Here is a 17676-nt window from a genome sequence, read left to right as displayed (position 1 = left end):
GCTCAGCGCACTCGGTCCGCCAGTCGCTGATCTATCGACCACGAACCGGCTCCCACGACGACCAAGACCAGCAGGATCACCAGCAGCGTCGGCGCAACCCCCAGGTGCAACGGTCCCCCGACATGTAGTCCTGCCGTCGAAATCGCCCCGATCATCACCGCAGCGAGTCCGGCCGCAGCGAATCGGGTGAGGAATCCCGCGATAAGCAATGCGGCACAAACCAACTCGACGGTGCCGGTGAAGAGGACGAACGCCTCCACCGACGACGCTGGAAAGCCGAAACTGATGAATTGGGCCACCTCGCTGTCGTGTGCGCTCCCGGCGAACGGAAATTTCGGGATGGACGCCAGTACGAACAGGACTCCGACGAGAATTCTGACGACTGCGGTGACAGTTGCGGCTCGGCCTGTGACTCGGCTGGTGGTAACTGTGATCATGTGCATCTCCATGCGACGTTGGTGAACGGGTATGGAGATGCAGTGTCAGCACGGGACAGAAGCGTTACGCGGGTCCGGGATCTTTTTCGGTATGGGTGCGAAATGCGCTCAGCAGGGCCTTCTTGACCTCGCGATCGACCGGGTCGGCAGGCAAGGTGGTCAGCTCGCCGATGGTGGCGCGTACCTGATCCAGATACATCGTGCAGGCGTCACACAATGACAGATGCTCGACCATGCGGGCGTGATCGTCTGCGTCCAGTGCGCCGTCCAGGTAGGCCGTAACCAACTCCACGAACTCGTCGCAATGCATGTCGGTCATGCCGTCACCGACCCTTCACCAGCTGCGACTGCCATCACGTACTCCTCGATTCTGCCTCGCGCGAATGCGCGAGCGCGATGAAGCAACACCCGCTGATTCGCGGCACTGATGTCGAGTAGGTCGCACACTTCGCCGGAGTCGTACCCCTCGATGTCGCGCAGGGTGATCACCGCGGCCTGTCGGGCGGGCAATCGGTTCACGGCATCGACGACGCGAGCCCGCAGTTCGCCGTCGAGCACCCGCTGCTCGGGTGACGGCCACGGCAGTGGAAGCTCGCGCCAGTGATGGGGATACGACTCACCCTCGGACCGGAACCGGGCCGGATCGACGGTCGGGCCCACACCCTCGTCGTCGACGAGGCTGCTCATGGGTGTCGTTCGGTACTCGTTCGATCCCCGGCGTTTCGCGGTGTTGATCAGGATTCGGAACACCCAGGTCTTGAGGGACGATCTCCCCTCGAACGTGTCGAGTCCATGGATCACCGCGAGCCAAGTGTCCTGGACGACCTCCGCCGCCGACTCGTGCGTCGACACGAAATTTCTTGCGACCCGCGCCATTCCGCCGGACCAGCTGTCGACGATCGCCTCGAACGCCCGCTCGTCTCGCGCACGCAACCGAGTCAGTAACGTGTCGTCGCTTGCGAGGTCGGGCATCGAGTCAGTCTTTGTCCGGCACGAAAATGCCGAGTACCCAGTTCACGATCGTGATGAGAATCGCACCCCAGGTGGCTGCCCAGAAGCCGTCGACGCGCAGACCGTACTGAGTTGTTTCGGTGATCGCCGCCGTCAGCTTCAGCATCAGCGCGTTGATCACCAGCAGGAACAATCCCAGCGTCAAAATCACGAGCGGCAAGGAAAGCAGCTTCACCAGCGGCTTGACCAGTGTGTTCACCAGCGTGAACACGGCGGCAACCGCCAGCAGAACCACGATGTCCCACCCCGTGCCTCGCCCCGAGCTGATGATGTCGATTCCGACGATCCAGTGGGCGGCAAGCCAAATGGCGATCGCGTTGATGACCAGACGAACTACAAGGACCATGCGTCAATGCTGGCACATCTTCACGCCGCGCGGTCCAACAGAGCTTCGAGTTGCCGACGCAGCTCCGCCGAAGTGACATGCTCTTCGATCGCGTCGCGAGCAATCGCATTGGGCGCACGGAGGATGCCGAGCAACATATGTTCGGACCCGATGTAGTCGTCGCCACGTCGGAGCGCCTCTCGCAGTGCGAGTTCCAGCGTCTTCTTCGCGCTGTTCCGAAACGGAATATGGCCGCCCATCCGCTTCCCGAACAGTCCACGACGCTCTTCCGGTTCCACCCGATCGAGCGCGTCGTCGCCGAAGGTGGCCCCGAGGCTTTCGCGGACGGCTTCGAGATCGATGCCGATCGACTTCAACGCTTCCGCGTCCTCCTCACCGAGCGGCTCGCCGTGCTTGTGTTGGCCAATCGAGGTGCGGACGGCATCGGGGGTCAGTCCTGCGGCTGTGAGCAGATCGGCGAGCGGCTTGTCCGCGGTGGTGAGCACACCGAGCAGAACGTGCTCGACGTCGATGCGCTCGGATTTCAGATCGCGTGCCTCTTTCTGCGCATCGATCACCGCGAAACGTGCACTCTTGGAGAATCTTTCGAACATCTACCTACCCCTGTCTCGACGGTTGTATTTCTGGTGGACGGCTTGCCTGCTCACCTCGAGCGAGTCGGCGATGGCTTGCCACGGCCAGCCCTGCTCTCTGGCGTTGGCGACCTGAATCGCCTCGAGCCGTTCGAGCAGGCGCCGTAGCGCAAGCACCGCACGCAACCCCACTTTCGGGTCCGGGCTGGCGGCTGCGGCCGCCAAATTGGTTGCTTCGGTCATGTTTGTCAATTTACGTTGACATGCGGGTGCTGTCAACACAAATTGACAACTGCTGCCGCCGGCCCACCCACAGTTCTCACCAACCCGATCGCGTGGCATTCCTCCCGGAAACCGGGAGGAAACGCAATCAATCCGTCTCCCGTCAGCAAGTAACTTCCTGCACCCGAAAGGCAGGATTTTCGCTCCGCGCGACAAGTCCGGCATCCACGTCGTATACGCCCGAACTCGCACGATATCGATCCAGGAACACCGCAGGCCGACCGTCGAGCGGCTGGGTCGAAGCGCAGGTCGTGAACGGCATGCTCACCTCACCACCGGTGACGCGGACGTTCGCCGCACTCGGAATACCGAGCCACCACTCGGCATTGGCGTTGGTCACCCGGACCGCAATGCGATGTCCGACAGCGAATTTCCAGTCGTTGGGCAGTAGATCGAATGCGTTCGAAGTCCCCGTGCCTGCAACGGTCGCACCGCGGGTGACCAGCAGCGAGCTGTTGTCCGGCGCAACGTCGTACAGGTCGACGACGACGTTCGCGTTCGGCGATGTGGCGTCATGGCGCACCGTCGCGCGCGGCTTACCGGCCAAGTGTGCCTCGACACGCAGCGGCGCAGACACCGACCACAGGCCTTTGTTCAGATCTGCGATTCCGCCCACAGTGCGGCCGGACCCGATGGCGGGCAACACATCCAGATACTCGCCCGTCGGGATCGGGGCGATACCGGTGTACGCCGACTTCGGCGGCCACGACGACTCTGCCCGCCACGTGCCGTCGCTGCTTTGCACCGCGAACGCCGGATCGGCCACGCTGGGGGCGATCCCTTTCAGGTGCTGATCGTAGAACCGCATCACCTCGTCGAACCAACCCGCTCGACCCATCTCCAGCCGACCGAATCCGTCGATATCGTTCCCGCGCTTGTGATCCCACATGCCGATCCATGCTCGCGTAGGTCCGGCGACGGCGTCGAGCGCGTCGGTGAATCCATCCGGCTTGGTATTGTCCTCGATCAAGCCCTGCGTCAGGAACAGCGGGACGGTCGATCCGCGCAGCTTCGGAATCAGGTTGCGGCTGGTCCAGTACGCGGAGTTCGGGTTTCGATCCAACGGCTCGATCACGTTGTCGGTCAGGCAGTTCGGGTGCGCCACCTCGTACAGCGACGCATCCAGGTAGCGCTGGGAGTCACCGAACAGCACGCCAGGGGTAGCCGCGATCTGGGAATAGAACAGCGGCGTCACAGTGGATTTCAGGTAGCCGATGCCGTTGGTATAGAGATAGCGATACATGTCGTAGAGCGGTTCCTGCGCCACCACCGCCGACAGCCCCTCGGGCCGTGAGCCGACACCCATCAGACCTGTCGTCGCGTCGTAGGACTTGCCGTACATCCCCACCTTGCCGGTCGACCACGGCTGCGTCGCCGCCCACCGCACCGCGGTGTCGACGTCGCTCTGCTCGCCGGGGCCGGTCAGATCCAAACAGCCTGTGCTTGCACCGGTTCCGCGCAAGTCGACCGTGACGAAGGTGTATCCACGTTCCATGAGGTGGGCACCGTCGACGAAATCCGCAAAACGGGTGCCGTGCTCCACCGGGATGCGCGGATCGTAAGGGATGCCGTCCAACGCGCCCGCCACACCGCCCTGACCGGAATGGTTGAAATACGGACCGACGGAGATGATGACCGGTGTGCGATCAGTCGAACCGAGCCCCTTCGACCGCAACACATCCGCATGGAGCACGACGCCGTCCGGTCCGGTGAAATATTCCTCGCTCCACACGCCGCCCGATCCCGGCTCGGCAGCGGCGACGGCAGGACACATCATCGTGGCCGTGGCAACGCAGAGCGCGGCCAACAGGATCCGCACGCCCTATCCTCGCCAGACTCCCGACGCGGCGAATTCCTCCAACACTGCCGTCGGCTCGCCCAAGTCCATCCCCTGCCCCCGTACCCATTCGTCGTCGAAATACGTGCTCGCGTAGCGATCCCCGCCGTCACACAACAGCGTCACCACGCTGCCGGACTTCCCCTCGCCGAGCATCGCACCGATCAAGCCGAACGCACCCCACAGGTTGGTTCCGGTCGATCCCCCCACGCGTCGACCCAAGACCTCGCTGGCATGGCGGGCCGCAGCAACCGACGACGCGTCGGGGACCTGGATCATCCGATCGATGACCTGCCCCACGAACGACGGCTCGACGCGCGGCCGTCCGATTCCCTCTATGCGCGAGGGCATTCCGGTCGAGTAGTCGGCGTTGGCCGTCTCGTAGCCACCGAAGAATGCGGAGTTCTCCGGGTCGACCACCGCAAGCCGAGTGTGGTGGCGCCGGTAGCGGATGTAGCGACCGATGGTCGCGCTGGTGCCGCCGGTCCCCGCACCCACCACCACCCATTCCGGAATGGGGTGCAGCTCCTGCGCCATCTGATCGAAGATCGATTCGGCGATGTTGTTGTTGCCGCGCCAGTCGGTGGCACGCTCGGCGTGGGTGAACTGATCCATGTAGTGACCACCGAGCTCGGCGGCGAGAGCTGCTGCCTCGCTGTAGATCTCGGGTGGGCGCTGCGCGAAGTGACAGCGGCCGCCCTGCGCTTCGATCAGCGCGATCTTCTGGGGGCTTGTGGTCGCGGGCATGACGGCGACGAAGTCGAGGCCCAACAGCTTCGCGAAGTACGCCTCGCTGACGGCCGTCGACCCCGACGACGCCTCGACGACCGTGGTGCCCTCGGTGACCCAGCCGTTGCATATCGCGTACAGAAACAGCGACCTCGCAAGGCGATGTTTGAGGCTGCCGGTGATGTGGGTGGACTCGTCTTTGAGGTAGAGCTGCACGCTCCAGGTGATCGGCAGCGGATAGCGCAGCAGGTGGGTGTCGGCGCTCCGCTGCGCGTCGGCGTCGATCAGCCGGACCGCGTTCTCGACCCACTCGCGGGGTCCGCTGTGATCACAGATCGTCACTCCGCGACGTCCTCACCGCGCAACTTCGCGCGCAGGTCCGCTTTGTCTCGTCTACGACGTTCGTCGACCGCCGCGATGTCTTCGTTCACCCGAATTCGTAGCCTCTTGAAGAACAGCATCGACAGCGGGAGAGACAGCACGACGGCAAAGATCAAGGCGATCAACACCGGGACGGCGACCCCGAAGATCTTCGCGCCGAAGATGATGACGACGGCGAGGACGGCGACCATTCCGAAGCGCGCCAGCGTGTACAACCCCAGGTCACGGGCCAGTTTGCCCATGCTGGAGGAAGCGGGATCGGCTGTCTCGGCGTGCTTGTCAGATGCGTCGGTCACGGGATCAGGGTACCCACTCGCGAGCCCCGAAAAAGCCGCCGGACTTATCCGATTTGTCCATTACCTCCCCTTTACCAGAAGTAGATCGTTCGAGTACCTGGGGGGTGCGGTGACACGATGGCGATTGTTCGGGCAATAGCGACAACTGGAGGAACGACGATGACTGCACCCGCCATCCGCGTAGGACAAGACCCACTGTTGACACCCGGCCAGGTAGCAGCCCTGTTCCACGTCGATCCCAAGACGGTTACCCGTTGGGCGCACGCTGGACGATTGGGCTCGCTGCGCACCCCCGGTGGACACCGCCGGTTCCGGGAAACCGAAGTGATGCAGCTGCTGCAATCACTTACCACCGAGGCCAGCCGCCGCTAGAGTCGCCCGCATGCCGTATCTGCAGCGAGAAAAAGACGTATTCATCCTGCAGTTCGGCGAAGAAGGTAGACCGGGCACCGAGAATCGGTTCAACCCGGATTGGCTCGCTCAGGTGCACACCCTCCTCGACGAGGTTGTTGCGCACGACGGTCCCACAGCGTTGGTCACCACGGCCGAGGGCAAGTTCTACTCGACCGGGGCCGACCTCGAATGGGCCGCAGCCAACCCGGACAAGATCAACCTCTGTCTCGACGAGATCCATCGCATCCTCGCGCGGATCCTCACGCTGGAAGTGCCCACGGTGGCGGCGATGCAGGGGCACACCTTCGGGGCGGGAGCCTTCCTGGCCATCGCCCACGACCGCCGAGTGATGCGGTCCGACCGAGGCTACTTCTGTTTGCCGGGCATCACGATCGGCGCCAGGTACACCCCCGGACCGCTGGCTCTGGTGTCGGCTCGGCTCGACCCGGTCGCCGCCCACGAATTGTTGGTCACCGGCCGTCGCTACGGCGGGAGTGAGGCGCTCGCCGCAGGCTTGGTCGACGACACGACGACCGAAGGCGAATTGCTCTCCTCCGCTGTCGACTATGCACAATCATTGGCAGGCACTCGTGGACCGGTGTTGGCCGAGATCAAGCGTGGCCTCTACGAGCGGGTACTCGCCACATTGGCCCTGCCCGCGACCGGATACAACAGCTGAGTACACGCTGGCGTGCATATCTCGCAGTGTCGAGCACCCATCCTGAGCACTCTTTGTACACCGCCGCGCCACACGGGGTTACCCTGCTAGTAGGAGGTGCGTCGTGATCTACCTATTGGCGTTGATCGGGTTGGTGACGCTGGCCGTCCTGCTCTGGAAGGGCTTCGGACCGCAGCGCCCGGCCGCTACCAACAGCTCTGTCGTCGGCCCTGACGACGACCCTGAATTCCTTTGGCGCATGGGTCGAGATGCCCGTCGCAGTCGTGGCAGCGACGGCACCGACAAGCCCGAGTAGGGCTGGTCGGCGAGCCGCTATCGCCTCGCGATAGGCGAGAGATACCGCGCGAATACGGCAGTCTGCGACTGTTGGCGAAGTCCACACGACAACGCCAGAGGGAGCAGAAGATGTCCGAGGCTTTGTGCGAGAACCCGATCTGCAGTGCTCGCGTCGACAACGGCGCTAGGGTGTGCAACGAATGTCGCTCTCGGTTGACCGAGACCCTGCGGCACCTTCCGGTTCTGTACGCGCGGTGCGGCGAACTCCTCCAAGGCGAGCGCACCCGACGCCCGTCGCGTGGTCGTAGTGGACACGGTCAAGGCATCGTGTTGAAGGACTCGCTGGTCGAGGCGCGCACGGAGATCATCGCGATGACCGCGTCGTGGGCGAGTCTCGTTGTCGACGAAGCACATCCACCGCGTCGGCCTCGACGCGACGTGACGACGCTCGTCGACTTCATGCTCCACTATCGGGACTTTCTCGCAGCGCATCCCGCGATAGCGGACGCCATCGTCGAGTTCGCCGAGGTGCGCAGCCTTGCCGAACGCGCCATCGATCCCGTGGCGAAGGGGATAGAGCTCGGCCGCTGCGATCGGCCTTCGTGCGGTCGGATCGTGTACGCCCAGCCCGCAAGCGACCGCGCCCGGCGGCCGGCTGGTGCGCTGCGAGGCGGGACACACCTGGCAGCCCCATCAGTGGCTCGCATTGCAGCAGCGCATGGTGCCGGTCGGATGAGTCCGAAGACAGCCGACCGCCGCCTGGTGCCGACCGACCTTGCCGCCCTCGCGGCCGGGGTGGAGCAGGCGACCATCCGAAAATGGGCGAGCCGCGGGAAATTGACCCGGTACGGCAAACCCAGCCACGCGCAGTACGACCTGTTCGAAATCTTCACCCTCACCGGCGGGGCCCTCCCGACCCACTAGCTGCTGCGATGCGACTTTGCGTGACGTGCACTACAACTTTCGGTGCAGCGTCCCCCCATAGGACGGATTGGCGCGCGGGCCGAAATCGACTTTGATCGTCAGTGGGTAGCAACGACTGACGGGTCGCTCCGCGAATCCGGTTGAAGGGGAAGACGTCCATGGTTGGGATCAGAATTCTCGGTCCGTTGGAGATCGAAGGCGCCGCGGGAGTGCCGAAGCTCGACTCCTCCAGGCAGCGCGCCGTCCTGGGTCTGCTCGCGTTGAACACGAACCGCGTCACGTCGATCGAGAGCTTGATCGAGGGTGTATGGGACGGAAACCCGCCCGCGACCGCTCGATCGCAGATTCAGATCTGCATCTCAGGACTGCGGCGCGTACTCACCGACAGCGGTTGCCCGGCATCCATCGAGACGCGCGCCCCCGGATATCGGTTGGCCATCGACAGTGCCGACCTGGACAGCGAGCAGTTCGACGCATTGGTCGCGCAAGCCCGACTGCGCGAGGACGAGGGCAACCTCCCCGCCGCACTCGTTGCACTGCGTACCGCGCTGGGACTGTGGCACGGCCAGGTGCTTGCGGATGTGCCCAACAGTCACGTCCAGCGCATCGCCTACCCGCTGACCGAGTGCCGGCTGGCCGCCGAATTGTCGCGCTTCCGAATCGAATTGGCCCTCGGCCGGGCATGGGAGATCGTCGCCGACCTCCAGGCGCACGTCGACGCGCACCCGCTCTGGGAAGACGCCTACGGCTACCTGATGCTTGCGCTGCATCGGTGCGGACGATCGGCCGAAGCGCTCGACGTCTATCGGCGGGCGCGTTCCACGTTCGTACGACAGGTGGGGCTCGAGCCGTCCGAAGAGCTCCGTAACCTGGAGCACGCGATCCTCGAGGGCGACGCCAGCGTGCCCCGCCTCGCACTCTTCGAACCGGTGCAGCGCGCGGGGTAGGCGGACTCCAGCGGCTCAATCGGTGAGGTGGATGACCACGAGGACGAGGTCGCGATCGGCAAGGTTGTGCAGGCGGTACGGCGTCGGAAGTTCACCGCCGCGAATCACCTGCCCGGTCATCAGCCTCGTTCTGCTGACCAGCCGATCGTGCTCGTCGAGTATCTCGACCGGTCCGCCGGACAGTACGACGGTGATCGACGACAGCGGATCCCGATGCAGCACACCGCTACTGCTCGACGGGACACGCTCCTTCCAGCACGTCACGCCGTGCTGCTCGACCAAGACGGTTCGCTCCTGTTCCTCTGCCGCCGGACTGTCGTTCGACATCGTGTCCCTTCTTCGATTGCGCCTGAGCATCACGCGCGGTTGCGAACCATGTCGATCAGATCCGGCGCCACGCCGAGGTAGTTCTCCGGTCGTAACAGGTCGTGGATCTCGTCGATGCCGAGATGGTTGCGCACCATGGCATTTCCCGCCAGCACGTCCGCAAGCGACGAGCCCGTCTCGGCCGCCTCGAACGCCGCCGTCTGCAGCGCCTTCTTCGCTTCGGTCCGCCCGAGCAGGGGTGTCAGCAGAATCGAGAGACGCTCGGACACCAACTGTCCGCCGCTGCTCGCCAGCGTCCGACTCATCCGTTCGGTGTCCGCGGTGAGCCCGTCGGCGAGCTCGGCTGCGGTGTGGGCGCTTCCGCCCAGCAACAGCAGGCAGTCTCGAAGGGGCTGCCATTCTGCGTGCCATGCACCGGGCGATCGCTCGTCCTCGGCGAGCATGGCGCCGAAGATGGTGGACGCCAGCGCAGGAACCTGGAGTGAAGCCGAGCGAATCATGGTTGCCAGCACCGGATTTCGCTTCTGTGGCATGGCGGAGGACTCGCCGCGTCCGGTGGCGGCTGGCTCCAAGACTTCCATGACCTCCGTGCGTGACTGCGAGATCACGTCGACAGCGAACTTGCCGAGCGCGCCCGAGGTGATCGCCAGTGCGGCGGCAAGATCGGCCAGCGGTGTCCGCACGCTGTGCCAGGATGCCGGGCTTGTCGGGAGTAGCAGTTCCGCCGCGAAATCCGCGGTCAACCTAGCCTGGATCTCGACCGGGCTGGCGTCGGCGAGCGGTCCGCCGCTGCGGTGGGCGCATTCTATGTAGGACGCGAAAGTGCCTGCGGCACCACCGAGTTGAACCGGAAGACCGGAATCGCGAACCACACGCAGCCGGTCGCGGGCGTCGAGGAGTCCCTGGATCCAGCTGGCGACTCTGGCGCCGAAGGTGGTCGGCACAGCGTGCATTCCCAGGGTGCGGGCAGCGATGGGTGTGCGGCGATGCAGCTCCCCCAGCCGTGTCAGCGAGTCGATGGTCGACTCCACGTCGGCGATGATCGCGGAGAGCGCGCGCTGGGCGATCAGCATGGTCGCCGTGTCGAGGACGTCCTGGCTGGTCGATCCCCAATGCACGTAGCCTGCGCTGATCGGATCGACCGCGGCCACCACTCGCTGCAACTCTTGGACGAACGCCACGACCGGATTCGCCGCACCGCGTGCAGCTACGGCGATCGCACGGGTATCGAACGTGTGCTCGCGCACCGCGACCGTGATCTGGCCGACCGCATCCACCGGAATGATGCCCAGCCGTGCCTGCGCACGCGCGAGCGCAAGCTCGACCTCGAGCATGGCTTCCACCCAGGCGTCGTCGGACACGAGGCTTTCCATCGGTACACCTGCATGCACCGGTGCGAGCAACCCTCTATCCACGACCATCGGCATAGTCCTTTCCCTGCGATCTGCCGTCGACGTTGCCGTTCGCGGCGAGGATGGAACGAGCGACACTGTCGCTGTCGGACAACGTCACCGAGTTGACCCCGGGGCGTGGCCCCGCTGCCGTGACCCAGTGCACCGCCTCGGTCGGGACGCCGACCGCATAGCGGCGTGGATGGGGCCGCCCGTAGGCGTCGAGAACGGCATGCGAGTACCGCGCCACCTCCAGCCCGCCGGTCCGGTAGTGGCTGCCGTCCGGATTGGTCAGGGAGAACCCGCGAATTTCGTTGCTCTGCAACAGGTTGCGCAGCAGCTCGTCGCCAGTAGCGCGGAGGTCGGGCTCGGGCAGTCGTGCGTCGACGAGTACAGTCCCGGTGATTGTCGAACCGTCGACCATCGGCGACTCGGCAACGAAACGGCCGGCGTCGGCATCGAGCCGCACCCGCATTCCCGGCCCGACGATTCGGATCACACCGGCTCTGATCAAGGCGGACAGTTCCGCGATCCGGCCGGCAGGCGGTCCGATCGACAAGAAGGCATTGAGCGGTGTGTACCAACCGTCGAGGTCGTCGCGGTACGACTCGCCGGTGATACCGCCGTGATCGACGATCAACCGCACCTCGTTGCGAAGGTCGCGCAACACGTCCAAGGTCGCCTTCACCGGACCGCGAACGTTGCCCATGCGTGCGTTGATCACGTCGGCATCGAGGTAGTCGAGCAGCCAATCGTGAAACTGTTCTACAGCACCGAATCGGCGTCCTGCGGTGGGATCGCCGAGAACGGCCCAGTCCCAACGCTGCCGAGCCCCGATACCGTGCTCCGTGAGGATCGCTGCGGCGGCACCTTCGGTCGGTGCGGCGAGGTAGCGGGAACGGAAGGAACGCAGCTCGCGCGGACTCACCCGGTCGTCGATCATCAGCGAGTAGTAGACGGCTTCGACCTCACGCGCGACCAGCGGCCAGACATCGCGCCGGAACGAAATGTCACCGAAACGCTCGGCCCGCCTGCATAGTTCGGCGATCCGCGCCGGATCGAGCAGTACCGGAAGATGCCGTTCGTCGATACCCTTCTGATTCTCGCCGCGCGCGTGGTGGGGCACGCCACGTCGACATCCGGCCACCAGCCGCGGCTCCCGCCCCGACGCGACGTACTCCAGCGCACCGTCGCGATCGCGCTGCTCGAAGCGCCCGCCTCGTCCGACCGTGAGCAGCGCCATGTAGTCGAAGAAGGTGAGACCGAGACCGCGGACGATGACCGTTTCGCCGGCCGGTATGTGGTCGAGGTCCACGTCGGCTGCATTGACCGGGGCGATGTGCTCGAGTCCGAGCCTGTGCACCGTCTCGGCAGGCCAACCAGGATCCACCGACTGTCGCTGCGCCGTGTGACCCTGGGCGAGCACGACGGCATCGAGTCCACCAATGCATTCGCCCGTGCTCAGCGTCAGCTCTTGCAAGCCTTCCGGATCGTCACGAAGCCGGGTGGCTGTCGCCGTGTGCTCGTGCACGCGAACCCACGGCGCGTAGCGGTCGCGGATGTGCTCGTACGCCCACCTCAGGTAGTAGCCGTAGAGCGCGCGAGTGGGATAGGTGTTGGCGTCGGTACGGCACGCTTCGTCGTACATCTCGTCGGGCAGATCCGCGAAGTTGCCGATCTTCAGCAGAAAGCTCGTCCATTCGAACAGGCTGGGCCCGGGCACGACAGGGCCGGCCATCGCCACGCTGCCATCGGTGAAGATGGTTACCTGTGCCGCAACGGTATTCATCAGCAGGTGGCGGGATTGACCGGTGCGCCAGACCGAACCGGTGCCGACCTCGGTCGAGTCGACGAGGTAGACCTCGATGCCGATGCCGTCGCTCGAACCCGACTGTGCTGAATTGGCGCAGATTCGCTCGAAGAAGCTCAGTCCGCGCGGTCCGACTCCGACCACGGCGATGCGTACCGGATTTTCTGCGGCCCGACGGGCATGTCGACGAACGCCTTTCTCGAAATCGAAGATTTTGGCCGACCGATCGCCGTCGGTCGCCTGCTTGTCTCCAGCCACGGTGTCACCTTCCTCCGGTTCGTTCGGACACGGCTGTACGCCCGGGTGCGAAAAACGGCACCCGGGCGTGAGTGGACAGCAGTCAGACGGCGGCTGGTTCGACGCGCGAAGGCACGTCGGCTTCTTCGTCGTCGCCACGCGCGTTGACGGTGCGCAGTGCTGTCACCGTGCCGAGCAGCGCGATGATCGCGGCGACCAGCAAGGCGATCCTGAACCCTGCCGTCATGGCATCGAGCGGCGGATGGCCTTGGGCCAGTTGACTGTTGCCGCGCGAGGTGGCGATCGCCGTCAACACCGCGATACCGACAGCGACACCGATCTGCTGGGCGGTGCTGAGCAGTGCGGCAGCGAGGCCTGACTTGTCCGCCGGCACTCCCGCCGTTGCGGCGGTGGTGTTGGCGACGAACACCGCGGCCGATCCTGCCGCCGTGACGATGAGGCCGGGCAGCAGATCCTGGACGTACGCACCGTCGGTCGGGATGAAGGACAGCCACAGGATGCCGAGGCCGGTGAGGATTGCACCGACGACGATGACGGGTCGCGTTCCGATGCGCGGAATCACCTTCGTCGTGATGCCGGAGACGATGATGATGGTTGCGCTGAACGGCAGGTACGCGCAGCCCGCCTTGATCTCACCCCAGCCGAGCACTTCTTGCGTGTACAGCGTGATGAAGAAGAACAACGACATCATGCCCGCGGCGACAAGCATTTGCGTCAGATCCGCCGCAGCGATACCGCGGATGCGGAAGATCGACAGCGGGACAAGAGGATTGGCGATCTTGTGCTCGTTGATCACGAAGCCGACCAGCAGCGCCGCGGCAATCACGAGCTCGACGATCGTACGAGCGCTCGTCCACCCATGCTCGGGAGCCTGCGTCAACCCGTAGACCAGGAGCATCAACCCGCCGGTCGCCAAAGCAGTGCCGAGAATGTCGAAACTGGTGCCACGAACTGCGTTGCGCCGATCGTTGGCGATCAATGCCGGAACCGCGATCAGCAGCAGGATGCAGACCGGAACGTTGACGTAGAACACCCACCGCCAACCGGGACCCTGGGTGATGACGCCACCGAGAACCAAACCCGACGCCGCTCCGAGACCTGCGACGCCACCCCAGACGCCAAGGGCGGTACTGCGATCGGAGCCGTGGTGGAAGCTGGTGGTCAGAATGGACAGCGCGGCAGGCAGCATGAGTGCGGCTCCGACGCCCTGCGCGAAGCGGGCACCGATCAGCAAGTCACTGTGCTGGGCCAGACCCGCTGTCGCAGAGGATATTCCGATGATCGCGGTACCGGTGATCAGCACCCGTCGCCGGCCGAACAGGTCCGCAAGACGACCGCCGAGCAGCATCAGGCCGCCGTACGTCAACAGGTACGCAGTGGTGATCCACTGCAGGGTGGAGACAGATAGACCCATCTCACGTTGGATCGACGGCAGCGCAAGATTTACGATCGAGCTGTCGACGAAATCGAGGAATGCGGCCGTGCACAGCAGCACCAGCGTTAGCTTGCCGCGTCCGGTCGCCAGAAACGACGATGAATCGGTAGGAGTACTCACTGCGCTGTCTCTCTTTCTCGGATGAACATCATCCGCTGACAACCCGAGAGAGCTGGAGGCCGTCGAATGTGACATCCCCACGCTCTTTCGAGAGATAGATCACTTTTCGGTTGGGAGAACGATGGCCGACACGATCGCCGAAGGCGCGTCCGAAGTGTTCGCCGATCACCGGGAGCTGCTGTTCTCGATGGTCTACAACATGCTCGGCAGCGTCGACGACACCGAGGACGTGTTGCAGGACACCTGGCTTGCCTGGTCGGGGCGAAACACCTCGGGCGGCAGCGAGATCGAACATCCGCGCGCGTACCTGGTGCGGATCGCGATCAACCAGGCCATCGCGCGGCGCATCGCCATCCGCAAGCGGCGCGAAACCTACGTCGGCCCCTGGCTCCCCGAGCCGTTGGTCGACAATCGTGCGCACACGGCGGATGCCGCCGATGCGGCTGAAGCGACCCTGCGAGCCGAGTCGGTCTCGATGGCGTTGCTGGTGGTGCTGGAGACCCTGACACCGCTCGAGCGGGCGGTGTTCGTTCTCCACGAGGTATTCGGCTACCCGCACTCCGATGTCGCAGCAATGCTGGACCGCACTCCCGCCGCGATCAGGCAGTTGTCGCACCGCGCTCGCGAGCACGTCGACGCGCGTCGTACGCGGCAGCGGGCGGATGCCCGCATGCAGCGAAAGGTGACCGAGAAATTTCTCGTCGCATCTACGCACGGCGGCAATATCGAGGGACTCCTCGCGATGTTGGCGCCCGATGTGACCATGTGGTCCGACGGCGGCGGCAAGCGGCACGCCGCTCTGCGGCCGATCCATGGCAGCGACAGAGTGTCCCGCCTGCTTGCCGGGCCGACCGCGCTCAGTGGTGTACCCGAACTCCGCATCGAGTACCGACTCGTCAACGGTGATCCGTCTGCCGTGGTGTATTCCGGGGCGGCACCGTATGCCGTCGTCGTTCTCGATATCGATCCGGTGACCGAAAAGATCCACGAGATCTACACGATCAACAATCCCGACAAACTTGCCGGGATTGTTGAGATCGACATCAAATCCCACGAATAACCGATCCCTGCACGGCAACGTGAATTTCGCCTATGCATGCGGAATAACCGGCGGCCGCACATCCGCAATGGCACACGGCGCGCCCATCGGCGAAACCGAGACTGCCGGAATTGTTTTCTGCCTGCGAAGAAATGGTGTCTTGCCGGCTGGTTGTTGCATAGCGATAAGCCATAGCGGTTCCCGATGTAGCGATCCAGGCTGCGAAAATCGTGATAAGCAGCAATTGTTTCGGAGCAAATCTCCGCTGCCTGGAGCGCTACATCGCCCCGCCAGGCCCTACGACGCGGTTCTTACCGAGAACCGATCAGGCCGTTCGGTCGACGCTGGTACGCAGTCCCTCGGCGAACTTGTACGCCTCTGCCAGGTCCACATCGTTCGGCCGGCCTTTCTTGGCGCCGCCGAAGAGGCTGAACGGGAACGAGGTGTCCCAGCCGCGTGAGGCAAAGGTTCCGACGACGTCGAATCCCTTCTTCTCGAGCGGCTTGACCAGGGAGTTGATGCGCGGTGTGAAGCCGCTGGTGGTGTAGACGAATGCCTTGCCACGCTGCTCTTCCGGGAGCGATTTGACGAACTTGCGCAGCCGCGGTTGGAACTGTTGGAAGTAGATGCCTGCACCGAATCCCACCAGGTCGTACTTCGCGAGCTCGGCCGCATCGACCTCCTCGGGCTCGACGACGCGAGCGCCCAGAACTTCGCCGATCACGTCGGCAACCTTTTTCGTGTTGCCGTGCGAGACGGATACACACACCAGAATGGCGTTCATAATGACTTATCCCCTTTCGATTCTTCGATCGAGACTGTCTTGATTCAAACGTAGCCAGTCAGCGAGCTGCGGAAACCACTGTGTTCGGATCTTTCGGACTTGTCGATGCGTCTTTCGGGCCATTTCCGGGCTCGTCGTCGGCCTTGCGGCGACCACGACGGCCAGAGAATCGCGTCATCAACGGCAGGTCGACGAAGTGGTAGAGCAACCCGCCAGCCACCGTCGAGAGGACAAGACTCAGGCTCGCCCAGCCCAGCCAGCCGAGGAACCCGAACTGGTGGCCTCCGATGAAGAGCCGCGTGACCAGCACCATCACCGGGAACTGAATGAGGTAGAACGCGAATGACACGTTACCCAGCCACACCATTCGCCGCGACGAATTGAGCCCCGGAATGCCCTGCAGATCGCGGGCAGCGAGGGTGGCGACCACCGCGGTCATCGGCGCCAGCAGCAAGGCCGACATCTTGTAGTTGACCGGAACCACCCAGGTCGCTGCGAAGGCGATGGCCAGCAAGGTCAGCGGCGGACCCATCTTCGTGTAGCGCCAGCGCCCTTCGAGCACCATCCGCGCCGCGAGGACTCCCAGGAAGAACTCGGGCAGCCGCGAGGGCGGAAAGTTGTAGCTCAGCCAGTACGAGGGAGCTACCGGGATGTCGGCCTGGGCAAACCACGCAGGCGACGAGTGGAGCTCGAACACCGGCGAGACGTTTCCCGGAACCAGTCGCGGGGCGAAGGCGTTCTCGATGCCCTTCGGACCGTCGACGAACAGGAAGTACGCGGTGTGGAGCGCAAGGACGAAGAGGAAGACGATTACCATCGCCCGGACCAGATGCTCGGTACGGATCCGCTTGATCAACGGCAGCAGGATCGGAAAGCTGAAGTAGAACAACATCTCCGAGGCCAGTGACCACGACGGCACGTTGAGGCCGCCGACGGTGGTGGTCTTGGGAAACCAGGTGTGCACGAGCAGCAGGTTGGGCACCCAGACCACTAGACGATGCAGCGGCACGCTGGCGACAACGATGTACACCGCCGCGGCAACGAGGTGGGTCGGGTAGATCTTCAGGACTCGGCGCCAGTAGAAGCGCGGCACCGACGAGCCGGGCTTGAAAGACCAGTAGATGATGAATCCCGACAGCACGAAAAAGAATGTGACGCCGGCCGCGCCCATTTGCATGGGTACGAAGAAGTGGATTTTTCGGAACAGCTCGGATTTCTGAAACGGGTAGACCGGCAGAAATACCAGAGCATGCAGAAGAAAGACGGCGAATGCCGCCCACCACCTGGCCCCCGTAAGCGACGGAAGGGCCGGGCGGCTGCGCGTGATATCGGCCGGCACCGCGGGGTGATCCCGCGGTGCCGTACGCGTGTGGGCCATGTCCCTGACTCGATCTACCGCGAG

21 protein-coding genes are annotated in these 17676 nt (G+C 64.2%); 6 read left to right on the top strand and 15 right to left on the bottom strand.

Translation table 11 applies throughout. From position 1 onward, the window contains the following. Nucleotides 1-2 precede the first annotated feature (2 nt). The 9 genes from FOY51_RS21460 to FOY51_RS21420 form a co-directional block, all read right to left on the bottom strand. Complete coding sequence (locus FOY51_RS21460) at nt 3-437, bottom strand: DoxX family protein (protein ID WP_187776417.1); 435 nt, start codon at nt 435-437, stop codon at nt 3-5. Nucleotides 438-501: 64 nt separating this feature from the next. Then, entirely contained in the window at nt 502-756 is a 255-nt protein-coding gene (locus tag FOY51_RS21455; protein ID WP_235916605.1) for an anti-sigma factor family protein, read from the bottom strand. Next, nucleotides 753-1409: an RNA polymerase sigma factor gene (locus FOY51_RS21450; protein ID WP_149432312.1), complete on the bottom strand. Its 657-nt coding sequence runs from the start codon at nt 1407-1409 to the stop codon at nt 753-755. Before FOY51_RS21450 ends, FOY51_RS21455 begins: the two co-directional genes overlap by 4 nt. A 4-nt stretch (nt 1410-1413) precedes the next feature. Then, nucleotides 1414-1794: a phage holin family protein gene (locus tag FOY51_RS21445; protein ID WP_149432311.1), complete on the bottom strand. Its 381-nt coding sequence runs from the start codon at nt 1792-1794 to the stop codon at nt 1414-1416. Between the two features lie 20 nt (nt 1795-1814). Then, entirely contained in the window at nt 1815-2387 is a 573-nt protein-coding gene (locus FOY51_RS21440; RefSeq protein WP_149432310.1) for a Clp protease N-terminal domain-containing protein, read from the bottom strand. Next, complete coding sequence (locus FOY51_RS21435; protein WP_149432309.1) at nt 2388-2609, bottom strand: helix-turn-helix domain-containing protein; 222 nt, start codon at nt 2607-2609, stop codon at nt 2388-2390. 142 nt (nt 2610-2751) lie between these two features. Beyond that, entirely contained in the window at nt 2752-4467 is a 1716-nt protein-coding gene (locus FOY51_RS21430) for a CocE/NonD family hydrolase (RefSeq protein ID WP_149432308.1), read from the bottom strand. Nucleotides 4468-4470: 3 nt separating this feature from the next. Then, nucleotides 4471-5556 (bottom strand): L-cysteine desulfhydrase Cds1, encoded by a 1086-nt coding sequence (gene cds1, locus FOY51_RS21425; RefSeq protein WP_149432307.1) that lies wholly within the window; start codon nt 5554-5556, stop codon nt 4471-4473. Continuing rightward, nucleotides 5553-5891 carry a DUF4229 domain-containing protein gene (locus tag FOY51_RS21420; protein ID WP_353961380.1) on the bottom strand — a complete coding sequence of 113 codons (339 nt, stop codon included), beginning with the start codon at nt 5889-5891 and terminating at the stop codon, nt 5553-5555. Before FOY51_RS21420 ends, cds1 begins: the two co-directional genes overlap by 4 nt. A gap of 159 nt (nt 5892-6050) precedes the next feature. Between FOY51_RS21420 and FOY51_RS21415 the strand changes: the two genes are divergently transcribed. The 5 genes from FOY51_RS21415 (at nt 6051) to FOY51_RS21395 (ending at nt 9110) form a co-directional block, all read left to right on the top strand. Further along, nucleotides 6051-6263: a BldC family transcriptional regulator gene (locus tag FOY51_RS21415; RefSeq protein WP_149432306.1), complete on the top strand. Its 213-nt coding sequence runs from the start codon at nt 6051-6053 to the stop codon at nt 6261-6263. 10 nt (nt 6264-6273) lie between these two features. Further along, entirely contained in the window at nt 6274-6963 is a 690-nt protein-coding gene (locus FOY51_RS21410) for an enoyl-CoA hydratase/isomerase family protein (protein ID WP_149432305.1), read from the top strand. Nucleotides 6964-7066: 103 nt separating this feature from the next. After that, complete coding sequence (locus FOY51_RS21405; RefSeq protein WP_149432304.1) at nt 7067-7258, top strand: hypothetical protein; 192 nt, start codon at nt 7067-7069, stop codon at nt 7256-7258. A gap of 110 nt (nt 7259-7368) precedes the next feature. Then, complete coding sequence (locus tag FOY51_RS27700) at nt 7369-8163, top strand: hypothetical protein (protein ID WP_235916603.1); 795 nt, start codon at nt 7369-7371, stop codon at nt 8161-8163. Nucleotides 8164-8321: 158 nt separating this feature from the next. Then, nucleotides 8322-9110, top strand: a complete 789-nt coding sequence (locus tag FOY51_RS21395) for an AfsR/SARP family transcriptional regulator (RefSeq protein WP_149432303.1) — start codon at nt 8322-8324, stop codon at nt 9108-9110. Between the two features lie 15 nt (nt 9111-9125). On the opposite strand, the gene FOY51_RS21390 is transcribed toward FOY51_RS21395, so the two are convergent. The 4 genes from FOY51_RS21390 to FOY51_RS21375 all read right to left on the bottom strand — a co-directional run bounded on the left by FOY51_RS21390 (nt 9126) and on the right by FOY51_RS21375 (nt 14451). Continuing rightward, the gene (locus FOY51_RS21390) at nt 9126-9437 is read right to left on the bottom strand and encodes a hypothetical protein (RefSeq protein WP_149432302.1); all 312 of its coding nucleotides are present in this window, start codon (nt 9435-9437) and stop codon (nt 9126-9128) included. Between the two features lie 29 nt (nt 9438-9466). Beyond that, nucleotides 9467-10810 carry a class-II fumarase/aspartase family protein gene (locus FOY51_RS21385; protein WP_235916601.1) on the bottom strand — a complete coding sequence of 448 codons (1344 nt, stop codon included), beginning with the start codon at nt 10808-10810 and terminating at the stop codon, nt 9467-9469. A gap of 34 nt (nt 10811-10844) precedes the next feature. After that, nucleotides 10845-12896, bottom strand: a complete 2052-nt coding sequence (locus tag FOY51_RS21380) for an FAD/NAD(P)-binding protein (protein WP_187776415.1) — start codon at nt 12894-12896, stop codon at nt 10845-10847. An 82-nt stretch (nt 12897-12978) separates the two neighbouring features. Further along, on the bottom strand, nt 12979-14451 hold the full coding sequence (locus tag FOY51_RS21375) for an MFS transporter (protein WP_235916599.1): 1473 nt from the start codon (nt 14449-14451) through the stop codon (nt 12979-12981). Nucleotides 14452-14572: 121 nt separating this feature from the next. Here FOY51_RS21375 and sigJ point away from each other — a divergent pair, with 121 nt between their 5' ends. Next, nucleotides 14573-15511: an RNA polymerase sigma factor SigJ gene (gene sigJ, locus FOY51_RS21370; RefSeq protein WP_149432300.1), complete on the top strand. Its 939-nt coding sequence runs from the start codon at nt 14573-14575 to the stop codon at nt 15509-15511. A gap of 304 nt (nt 15512-15815) precedes the next feature. On the opposite strand, the gene FOY51_RS21365 is transcribed toward sigJ, so the two are convergent. Next, a complete protein-coding gene (locus FOY51_RS21365) occupies nt 15816-16274 on the bottom strand; it encodes a flavodoxin family protein (protein ID WP_149432299.1) in 459 nt (152 codons plus the stop codon). Nucleotides 16275-16332: 58 nt separating this feature from the next. Further along, nucleotides 16333-17652, bottom strand: coding sequence for an acyltransferase family protein (locus tag FOY51_RS21360; protein WP_149432298.1), 1320 nt, complete (start codon nt 17650-17652; stop codon nt 16333-16335). Between the last annotated feature and the right edge of the window lie 24 nt (nt 17653-17676).

Source organism: Antrihabitans cavernicola, from assembly GCF_008297975.1.
Taxonomy (GTDB): Bacteria; Actinomycetota; Actinomycetes; order Mycobacteriales; family Mycobacteriaceae; genus Antrihabitans; species Antrihabitans cavernicola.
Note: the sequence above shows the minus strand (reverse complement) of the source record. Positions and strands in the feature narration are given on the sequence as shown.